At 63.5% G+C, this 8,950-nt stretch carries 10 protein-coding genes; 6 read left to right on the top strand and 4 right to left on the bottom strand.

The window, feature by feature from the left end; genetic code table 11:
* Both B3V69_RS19755 and ftsY read right to left on the bottom strand, forming a co-directional pair.
* On the bottom strand, positions 1-869 hold an 869-nt coding region (locus B3V69_RS19755), incomplete at its 3' end, for a GGDEF domain-containing protein (protein ID WP_296449233.1).
* A 141-nt stretch (positions 870-1,010) separates the two neighbouring features.
* Positions 1,011-2,090 (bottom strand): signal recognition particle-docking protein FtsY, encoded by a 1,080-nt coding sequence (gene ftsY, locus B3V69_RS19750; protein WP_296449231.1) that lies wholly within the window; start codon positions 2,088-2,090, stop codon positions 1,011-1,013.
* A gap of 41 nt (positions 2,091-2,131) precedes the next feature.
* On the opposite strand from ftsY, the gene B3V69_RS19745 reads away from it, so the two are divergent.
* Positions 2,132-3,562 carry a M16 family metallopeptidase gene (locus B3V69_RS19745; protein ID WP_296449228.1) on the top strand — a complete coding sequence of 477 codons (1,431 nt, stop codon included), beginning with the start codon at positions 2,132-2,134 and terminating at the stop codon, positions 3,560-3,562.
* A gap of 13 nt (positions 3,563-3,575) precedes the next feature.
* On the top strand, positions 3,576-4,952 hold the full coding sequence (locus tag B3V69_RS19740) for a M16 family metallopeptidase (protein ID WP_296449225.1): 1,377 nt from the start codon (positions 3,576-3,578) through the stop codon (positions 4,950-4,952).
* A 44-nt stretch (positions 4,953-4,996) separates the two neighbouring features.
* Here B3V69_RS19740 and B3V69_RS19735 read toward each other — a convergent pair whose 3' ends face one another.
* Positions 4,997-5,434, bottom strand: a complete 438-nt coding sequence (locus B3V69_RS19735; RefSeq protein WP_296449222.1) for a universal stress protein — start codon at positions 5,432-5,434, stop codon at positions 4,997-4,999.
* Between the two features lie 174 nt (positions 5,435-5,608).
* Here B3V69_RS19735 and B3V69_RS19730 point away from each other — a divergent pair, with 174 nt between their 5' ends.
* From B3V69_RS19730 to B3V69_RS19715, 4 genes are all read left to right on the top strand, one after another.
* The gene (locus B3V69_RS19730) at positions 5,609-6,127 is read left to right on the top strand and encodes a PH domain-containing protein (RefSeq protein ID WP_296449219.1); all 519 of its coding nucleotides are present in this window, start codon (positions 5,609-5,611) and stop codon (positions 6,125-6,127) included.
* A 41-nt stretch (positions 6,128-6,168) separates the two neighbouring features.
* Entirely contained in the window at positions 6,169-6,795 is a 627-nt protein-coding gene (gene rsmD, locus B3V69_RS19725) for a 16S rRNA (guanine(966)-N(2))-methyltransferase RsmD (protein WP_296449216.1), read from the top strand.
* 92 nt (positions 6,796-6,887) lie between these two features.
* Positions 6,888-7,388 carry a pantetheine-phosphate adenylyltransferase gene (gene coaD / locus B3V69_RS19720; protein ID WP_296449214.1) on the top strand — a complete coding sequence of 167 codons (501 nt, stop codon included), beginning with the start codon at positions 6,888-6,890 and terminating at the stop codon, positions 7,386-7,388.
* 128 nt (positions 7,389-7,516) lie between these two features.
* A complete protein-coding gene (locus tag B3V69_RS19715) occupies positions 7,517-7,990 on the top strand; it encodes a universal stress protein (RefSeq protein ID WP_296449208.1) in 474 nt (157 codons plus the stop codon).
* Between the two features lie 57 nt (positions 7,991-8,047).
* Here B3V69_RS19715 and B3V69_RS19710 read toward each other — a convergent pair.
* On the bottom strand, positions 8,048-8,950 hold a 903-nt coding region (locus B3V69_RS19710; RefSeq protein WP_296449205.1), incomplete at its 5' end, for an amidase.

The raw sequence follows: 8,950 nt of genomic DNA, 5'->3' as shown, positions 1-8,950 counted from the left end.
ATTTCAGAAAAACCGATGCTGATGGTGATCGTGCCGACCTGGGGAAACGGGTGTTTTTCGGTGGTGGTGCGCAGCCGCTCCAGCACGCCACCGGCTTCGGCTTCGCCGTCACAACGCATGAGCACGACAAACTCTTCGCCGCCGAAGCGATAGAGCTGGTCGTGAAAGCGAAAGTGGGCGCGCATCAGGCGCGCCAGCAGCAGCAGGACTTCGTCGCCGATGAGGTGGCCGTAGTTGTCATTGACACGTTTGAAGTGGTCTATGTCGATCATGGCCAGCCAGTAGCTGCCGGTCGAGGTCATATCGCGACGCTCTTCCTGACCGGTGTGGGTCGCTAGTTGTTGCTCAATGGTGGCCTTCAGGAAAGCGCCGTCAAAAGTCTTGCGATTGAGCAGTTCGGTGAGCGCATCGCGCTCGCCATAGTCCAGCAGGTTGGCAAAGTTGAGGTAGAGACGAAGGACGCCACTCACCAGACGCCGGTTATCGGGAGAAAGAGGCGCATCCGTACCGATCTCCAGGACCCCGATGGCACCCGGATTGCTGCCCAGAGGAAATGTCGTGATGCTGGGGCCGCTGGTCGACTCCTGTACCTGGCGTGACGAGATCGCCTGCTGGCGCAGGGGATACGCGGACAACAGGGGCAGTGAGTCCAGTTTGGACCACGCCGAGTCGCTGGTGGGCGCCGTCGCGCCGGCATTCAACTGCGCACAGATCCGCCAACGTTCATTGCCCGCCTCCCCGACGACGCGGCAGATGGCGGCCGTTCGAGGTTGCAGCACGTCATTGATGGCGGTGACCAGGGCGACATCGAGCGCATCTCGGTCCCGCAGGGCGGTCAGATCGGCAAGGTTGTCAACGAGTTCCGGCATGCGCGCAGTGTACCTTGTGGCTCCCCATTCGCCGGTAGTATCTACCCCTAGAGAGGGCAGTTTGTCCATGGCCAGCACGCGGGGGTCGCGCCACTGGGCAATGTCCGCCGTGCGCGCCTGGGCCTCGGGACCGCCGGGGACTTAAGACAGCAGCGCCTGCGCAAACTCGCGGGCGTTGAAGGTTTCAATGTCTTCCAGTTTTTCGCCGACACCGATGAAGTACACCGGCACCGGCCGCTCCCGCGCAATAGCGGCCAATACGCCGCCCTTGGCCGTGCCGTCCAGCTTGGTGATGATCAGGCCGGTGAGTTGCAAGGCGTCGTCAAACGCTTTCACCTGGGTGACGGCGTTTTGCCCGGTGTTGCCGTCAATCACCAGCAGGATCTCGTGCGGCGCCGTGGCATCGGCCTTTTGCACCACGCGTTTGATCTTTTTCAGCTCTTCCATCAGATGCAGCTGCGTCGGCAGGCGGCCCGCCGTGTCGACCAGCACCACGTCCTTGCCGCGCGCCTTGCCAGCGCTGACGGCATCAAAACTGACCGCCGCCGGGTCGCCGCCCTCCTGGCTGATGATCTCCACCGTGGTGCGCTCGGCCCAGACACTGAGCTGTTCACGCGCCGCCGCACGAAAAGTGTCGGCGGCCGCCAGCAAGACCGAGGCGCCTCGGTCTGACAGATGGCGCGTGAGCTTGCCGATGGTGGTGGTCTTGCCGGCGCCATTAACGCCGGCCACCATGATGACGGTGGGGTGGTGTTGGCCGATGACCAGGGATTTTTCCAGCGGCTGGAGCAAGTCGGTGAGGGTGGCCACCAGGATGTTTTTCAGCGCCACCGGGTGGGTCACGCCGCTGTCGCGCACCTTGCGACGCAACTCCTGCAGCAGGTACTCGGTGGCGGCCACGCCGGCGTCGGCCATCAGCAAGGCGCTTTCCAGCTCTTCGTACAGGGCGTCGTCAATTTGTGCGCCGCCAAACACCGCCGAAATGCTGGAGGCGGTTTTGCCCAGGCCGGCTTTGAGTTTGTCCAGCCATTTCTGTCGCTCAGGCGGCACGGCGCTGGGCAGCGGGATGTCAATCGGCGTGACCAGCGCACGGCCAATCAGCGAGCCGCCGCTGCCCGCCAGGGCAGGGGCGGGCGGCGCCGCTGGCGTAACGGCTGCGGCAGGCGTCGCGGCACTGGCAGGGGGGGCGGGCGGAGGTTTCTTTTTGAAAAAACTGAACATTTAACGGCTTCTTAGAATCACATCATTCTATGAAACGACCCATGCCCCTCTTTTTATCCCGCCCGTCATCGCTTTTTTTCTTCCTTGCGTGCCTGCTGTCAGGTGTTACAGGCCACACGCAAACCCCACCCCAGGTAGAACAATTCACCTTGACCAACGGTTTGACGGTCATCGTCAAGCCCGATCGGCGCGCGCCCACGGCGGTGCACATGCTGTGGGTCCGGGTCGGCTCGCTGGACGAAGTGGATGGCACCACAGGCGTGGCGCATGTGCTCGAGCACATGATGTTCAAAGGCACGCCGACGGTGAAGCCGGGCGAGTTTTCGCGTCGGGTGGCCGCTCTGGGTGGGCGTGAGAACGCCTTCACCACCAAGGACTACACCGGCTTCTACCAGCAGATTCCCGCCAGTCGGCTGGAGGATGTGATGAAGCTGGAGGCCGACCGCTTCGCCCACAACCAATGGGCCGATGAAGAGTTCGCCAAAGAGCTGGAAGTGGTCAAGGAGGAGCGCCGCCTGCGCACCGAAGACAACCCGCACGCCCTGATGCATGAGGCGATCAACGCGACTGTTTTTGTGGCGTCGCCGTATCGGCGTCCGGTGGTCGGCTGGATGAGTGACCTGCAAGCCATGACGCCGGGTGACGTGCGCGATTTTTACCGGCGCTGGTACGTGCCGGCCAATGCCGCGGTGGTGGTGGCCGGTGATGTGGACGTGGCGCAGGTGCGCCGCCTGGCTGAAAAGTACTACGGCGTGCTGCCGGCGCGGGCCGTGCCGGTGCGCAAGCCGCGCGAGGAACCGGTGCAGGTCGGCATCCGGCGCATGGACTTCAAGGCCGCCGCCGAGCAGGCCTATGTGTCGCTGGCGTTCAAGGTGCCGGGCTTGCGGTCGCTGAGCGGTCCGTCTGCGGGCCTACAAGAGAGCACGCGGGAAGGCGACTCGGACGCCCTGGCGCTGACCGTGCTGGCGGCCGTGCTGGATGGCTACAGCGGTGCGCGGCTGGACCGCGCGCTGACGCAGGGCGAGCATCGGGTGGCGGACAGCGCCGGGGCGTCCAACGGTTTGTGGGGTCGCGGACCTCAGCTGTTCACGCTGGACGGTGTGCCCGCCCAAGGCAAGACCGCCGCGCAGGTGGAGCTGGCCCTGCGTGAGCAGGTCGCCCGCATCGCCCGTGAGGGGGTGACCGAGGCCGAACTCACCCGCGTCAAGACCCAATGGGTGGCCAGCGAGGTCTACAAGCTCGATTCGGTGTTCAACCAGGCGCGCGAGCTGGGCAGCAACTGGGTGCAGGGTTTGCCGCTGGATGCGGACGAACAACTGATTGCGCGTCTGCGCGCCGTCACGGCCGACCAGGTCAAGGCCGTGGCGGCCAAGTACTTTGGTGACGATCAGCTCACCGTGGCCGTGCTGCTGCCGCAACCACTGGACAAGACCCGCAAGCCGCGCACGCCCCCGGTGGGCGCCCGGCACTGAGCAGGATCAAATCATGAATACTATTAAAAAGATAGCTATCTACGTACTGTTGACGGGGGCTGCAGGCCTATTTTATTCAAACGGTGCATGGGCGGGCATTCCCATCGAGCAGTGGACGCAAGCCTCTGGGGTTCAGGTCTATCTGGTGCAAAGCCAGGCCATCCCGATGCTGGACGTGGAGATTGACTTTGACGCCGGCAGCCGTCGCGACGCGGCCGACCAGGCCGGGCTGGCCAGCGTCACCGCCGGCATGACATCCAAAGGCGTGCTGGCAAGTGACGCCGAGCCCGCGCTGGATGAGAACGCCTTGAGTGAAGCCTGGGCCGATCTGGGCGCCTCGTTTGGCGCCGACGCCAGCGGCGACCGCATGAGTTTTTCGCTGCGTTCGCTCACCTACCCGGATCTCTTGAGCAAAGCCACGCAACTGGCGGCGCGCCAACTGGGCGAGCCCGCGTTCCCGCCCGCCATCTGGCAGCGCGAGCGGGAAACCCTGAACGCCGCCATCAGGGAAGCCAACACACGCCCGGCCACCTTGGCGGCGCGTGCCTTCAGCGCAGCGGTTTACGGTCAACACCCCTACGGTTTCGAGATGACCGAAGCCACCTTGGCGCGCATCAGCGTGGCCGACATGAAGGCGATGTACCGCGCGCTGATTTTGCCGTGCCGGGCCAAGGTGACGATCGTCGGCGCCGTCAACCGGGCGCAGGCCGATAGCTTGGTGACCCAGTTGTTTTCGCGCCTGTCCCCTGCCGCCTCGGTCGCCGGCAATGCCACGGCGCCAAGTGCTTGTCCGGCACTGCCCGCCGTGGCGGAGGTGGCGCCGCTGGGCCAGGCGCTGGAAAAACGCATCGCGTTCGATTCGGCGCAGACCCATGTGCTGATCGGCCAGCCCGGCTTCAAGCGCGATGACCCGGACTACTTTGCCCTCACGGTCGGCAACTACATTTTGGGCGGCGGCGGTTTTGTGTCGCGTCTGACGACTGAAGTGCGCGAAAAGCGCGGTTTGAGTTACAGCGTGTACAGCTACTTCGCGCCCGGTCTGCACGCCGGGGCGTTCACCCTGGGCCTGCAAACCCGACCCGACCAGACCAGCCAGGCGGTCCAGGTGTCGCGCGACGTGCTGGCCAAGTTTGTCGCCAACGGCCCGACCGAGACCGAGCTGCAGGCTGCCAAGGACCATCTGATAGGCGGCTTTGCCCTGCGCATTGACAGCAATCGCAAGCTGCTCGACAACGTCGCCAGCATGGCCTGGAACAAGCTGCCGCTGGACTACCTGGCGACTTGGACGCAGCAGGTGAAAAAGGTGAGTGCGGCGGACATCAGGGCCGCGTTTGCGCGCAAGCTGCAGCCCGACAAAATGGTGACGGTGGTGCTGGGCAACCCGTCCTGACGACTCGCCACCTCGCCCATCGGCCCGCGCAGGGCAGGTGCCTGTTAGCGCGTGATGGTCACCAGCACGCTGCAGGGGGAATGCTCGATCAGGGTCTTGGAAATCGAGCCGCGCCACCAGCGGGCGGCCCAGCTATCGAGGTGCCGATGGCCGACCACGATCAGGTCGGCCGAGATCTTGCGCGCATATTTGGTGATTTCGTCCACGGTCTCGCCGACCAGTACCTCGCCCGTGGCGGCGTGGCCTGCGGCCGCGAGGCGGTGCATACCGTCGTCGAGCACGCCTTGCAGCGCCTGCTTTTCCCGCTCCGCCACCTGAGGATCGTAGACACCGACCCCCATGCCCATCACGTCCATGTGCAGCGGCATCACCGCCACCAGGGTCAGCTCCGATTGAGACCACTGCGCCAGATCCTGGCAGTCGAGCAAAGCCTTTTGCCCGGTCTCCGAACCGTCGTAGGCCAGCAAGATTCGTTTGTACATGGTGCACTCCTGTTTGTGGACGGGTTCCAATGGAACGTGACGCGAGCATAGACCTTGCGCGAGGGACACGCAAATGAAACGCGAGCTTGGCCGCCAACAGGTGGCGTTCACGGTGCGCGGTCATGATCACGGTTACGATGCGAGGGTTGGAAACCAGGAAGAGGTGCAGCGCAGATGGTTGATGAAACGAAAGCCTGTCCGGTATGTGGCGAAATCATCAAGGCGGCGGCCATCAAGTGCCGGTTCTGCAACACCGATCTGGCCGCTTTCTCGGCCGCGAAAGAGGCGCAGACCGAGAAGACCTTGTTCACGGGCCATCCAGCGATCGTCTACACCGTCAGGCAATGGGTGGTCGTGATCTTCACGCTCGGCGTCGCCTATCTCTTCTACTGGATTCGAAGCATTGCAACCCGCTACGAGATCACAACGCAGCGCGTCCGAGTGGAACGGGGCATCTTCTCCAAAGCGAAGGAAAGTGTCGAGTTGTTTCGGATTGATCACTTCGACCTGCACAAGCCGCTGGGCATGCGGCTTGTCGGCCAATGCGCGCTCCACCTTCGCTCGTCGGACACCAGTTTTCCGACCGTGATGATTCTGGGCATCCCGAATCTGGAGGCGCTGGCCGACACCTTGCGCGAATGCTCGCTGCGCGAGCGCACGAGAAGGCGGGTGACGACGTTCGTCCAGGCCTGATGCCACCCCGCGACCTGCATCGCTTGCGTTAAGCTTCCTTGATGAAACAAAAAAAACCCAAAGCCATCGACCCTTCCGAGCGGCCACCGCGTCCCGTGCGCCTCACCACCCCGCTGACCCATGAAGTGCGCATCATTGGCGGCCAGTGGAAACGCAGCAAGCTGGCAGTGGCCGACAAACCCGGCCTGCGCCCCACCCCCGACCGCGTGCGCGAAACCCTGTTCAACTGGCTGGGCCAGGACCTGACCGGCTGGCGTTGCATCGACGCTTTTGCCGGTACCGGTGCACTGGGCTTTGAAGCCGCTTCGCGCGGCGCCAAAGAGGTGACGCTGGTCGAGCAGGATAGCGCCCTGGTGGTGCAGCTCAAGCGCATCCAGACCCAGCTGCAGGCCAGCGCGACGCAAATCGTGCGCGGCGACGGTGTCGCTGCGCTCAAGCACCTTGACCCGGCCAGCATGGATGCCATTTTTCTGGATCCACCCTTTGATTCCGTGCTGTTTGAGGCGGCGCTGCAGGCCGCGGGCCGCGCCGTGGCGCCGGAGGGCTTTGTCTACCTGGAGGCGCCGATCCTGTGGACCGATGCGCAGCTGGAGAATGCCGGACTGAAAGTGCACCGGTATCTGAAGGCTGGTGCCGTTCACGCCCATTTGCTCAAGCGGCTCGGCTAGACGGCCCCGGTGCACTGCATAATGCGGCGCAGGCGAGCCCCGAAAGAAGAAAAGCACCCCAGCTTCCCCCTCAACCGAACCACAGATGCAATATGGCCCACAAAGTGATTGCCGTTTACCCCGGTACTTTTGACCCGATGACGCTTGGCCACGAAGATGTGGTGCGAAGAGCGACGCAGTTGTTTGACCGCGTCATCGTGGCCGTCGCTGCCGGGCATCATAAAAAGGCCCTATTTTCACTGGAAGATCGCATTGAGATGGCGCGTGAGGCGGTCAAGGCTTACCCGCAGGTGGAGGTGGAAAGCTTTGCCGGCCTGTTGCGTGATTTTGTGGTGGCGCGCGGCGCCAAGGCGATGGTGCGTGGCTTACGCGCCGTGACGGACTTTGACTACGAGTTTCAACTCGCGGGCATGAACCGCAGCCTGATGCCCAACGTTGAAACGGTTTTTCTCACGCCCAGTGACAAGTACCAGTTCATCTCCAGCACCTTTGTGCGCGAAATTGCCTTGCTCGGAGGGGAGGTGGACAAATTTGTCTCTCCCCTGGTGAACGAGCGCTTGATGGAAAAAGTGAAGAGTCTGGCACTGCCGTAGTGTGGCCAGCACGATGCGTCAATGCCGCACCGTCCAGGACGGATGTATATTGACCCATCTCAAGCGCCTGCCCCCGGGGATGCCCTAGGCTCGAAACGTTCAACCCCACATTCAAGCCGGAGGAAAAAATGAAAATACTATTGCCCGTGGACGGTTCTGCTGTCTCGTTGGAGGCGGTTCGCTTTGCCATACGCATGGCGCAGGCGGGTCTTGAGACCAGCGTTGTTCTGGCGAATGTCCAAGAGGCCGCCACTTTGTACGAGTTGGTGGTGGCGCACGATCCGCAAGTGATTGAGCAGGTCAGTGCCGCCGCCGGTGCCCACACGCTGGAAGCGGCGGAGACCCTGCTGAAAGAAGCCAATATTGCCTATGAGTGCGAAGTGGCCTCGGGGGACCCGGCGCACACCATCATCGACATTCTGGAACGCTTCGACTGCGATGTGGTGGTCATGGGGGCCAGCGGCATGAGCACCCTGCGCAGTGCTTTGCTGGGCTCGGTGTCCAACGAAGTTCTGCATGCGGCGGGTGTGCCGGTGATGATTGTCAAGGCGGCTGCCGAAACGGACGCCGAAGTCGAAGTCGAAGTCGAAGCTGAGGACTGAGAATAGCGGCAGGACCGACGCACTCACATCGTCGGTTGGTCCTGGTGTGAACACCCTTCAGGCGGCGGGGGGCGTCGGCCAGGCTCGTTGCGGGTCACGCAGCAACTCAAAGGCACGCGACACCTGCAACACCCCCAGATCATCGAAGCGACGGCCGGCAATCTGCAGGCCAATCGGCAAGCCGCTACGGGTGTAGCCGCAGTTGATGGAGGCAGCCGGTTGCTCCGACATGTTGTAGGGCACGGTGAAGCCGATGTGCTCCAGCGGGTGCAGCGGGTCGTTGGTGGGCGAAGGCAGCTCGGCCGCAAAGGCCGGCATGGGTGACGTGGGCGAGATCACAAAGTCAAAAGGCTGGCAGGCCCGCACCGTGGCTACGCGCGTGGCGTGAAACTGGCTGAAGGCCGTGAACACCTGCGGCCCGCTCATGCCCGCCGCACTGTCAGCCCATTGCTGGATGTAAGGCAGCACGCTGGCTTTTTTGTCGGCCGGCAGAGCAGACAAGTCAATGTGCGAGCGCATGCGCCAGGCATGGTCCATGCCGTCGAGCATGGCTTGCGTCATGAAGGGCGCCATGGGCTCGACGATGGCGCCGGCGCGCTCGAAAATATGGGCGGCGCGCTCGAGGGCGGCGCGTACCTCGGGCTCGACCGGCAGTCCGCAGCCGGCATCCATCAGCAGCCCGACCTTAAGCCCGCGCAGCATGCCCACGCCTCGGTCAAACTGATCCCAGGCGATCGCTTGGTAGGGCAGGCTCATGCTGTCGCGCGCATCGGGCAGTGTCAGCACCTGCATCATCAGTGCCGAGTCGGCAACAGTTCGCGTCATGGGACCGGCCGCACGACCGGTGTACGGCGGATCAATCGGGATGCGGCCCAGGCTGGGTTTCAGGCTGAAAATGCCGCACCAGCCTGCTGGCAATCGCAGCGAACCCCCAATGTCGGTGCCCATGTGCAGCGGGCC

This window comes from Rhodoferax sp. UBA5149, assembly GCF_002413825.1.
In the GTDB taxonomy this organism is placed as follows: domain Bacteria; phylum Pseudomonadota; class Gammaproteobacteria; order Burkholderiales; family Burkholderiaceae_C; genus Rhodoferax.
This window is presented reverse-complemented; position numbering and strand designations above follow the sequence as displayed.

What these genes read in the sequence shown, in the direction of transcription:
- rsmD (WP_296449216.1), top strand. Translation starts at nt 6,169, where the DNA reads ATGAAACAAAAAAAACCCAAAGCCATCGACCCTTCCGAGCGGCCACCG.
- B3V69_RS19730 (WP_296449219.1), top strand. Translation starts at nt 5,609, where the DNA reads ATGGTTGATGAAACGAAAGCCTGTCCGGTATGTGGCGAAATCATCAAG.
- ftsY (WP_296449231.1), bottom strand. Translation starts at nt 2,090, where the DNA reads ATGTTCAGTTTTTTCAAAAAGAAACCTCCGCCCGCCCCCCCTGCCAGT.
- B3V69_RS19740 (WP_296449225.1), top strand. Translation starts at nt 3,576, where the DNA reads ATGAATACTATTAAAAAGATAGCTATCTACGTACTGTTGACGGGGGCT.
- coaD (WP_296449214.1), top strand. Translation starts at nt 6,888, where the DNA reads ATGGCCCACAAAGTGATTGCCGTTTACCCCGGTACTTTTGACCCGATG.
- B3V69_RS19735 (WP_296449222.1), bottom strand. Translation starts at nt 5,434, where the DNA reads ATGTACAAACGAATCTTGCTGGCCTACGACGGTTCGGAGACCGGGCAA.
- B3V69_RS19715 (WP_296449208.1), top strand. Translation starts at nt 7,517, where the DNA reads ATGAAAATACTATTGCCCGTGGACGGTTCTGCTGTCTCGTTGGAGGCG.
- B3V69_RS19745 (WP_296449228.1), top strand. Translation starts at nt 2,132, where the DNA reads ATGCCCCTCTTTTTATCCCGCCCGTCATCGCTTTTTTTCTTCCTTGCG.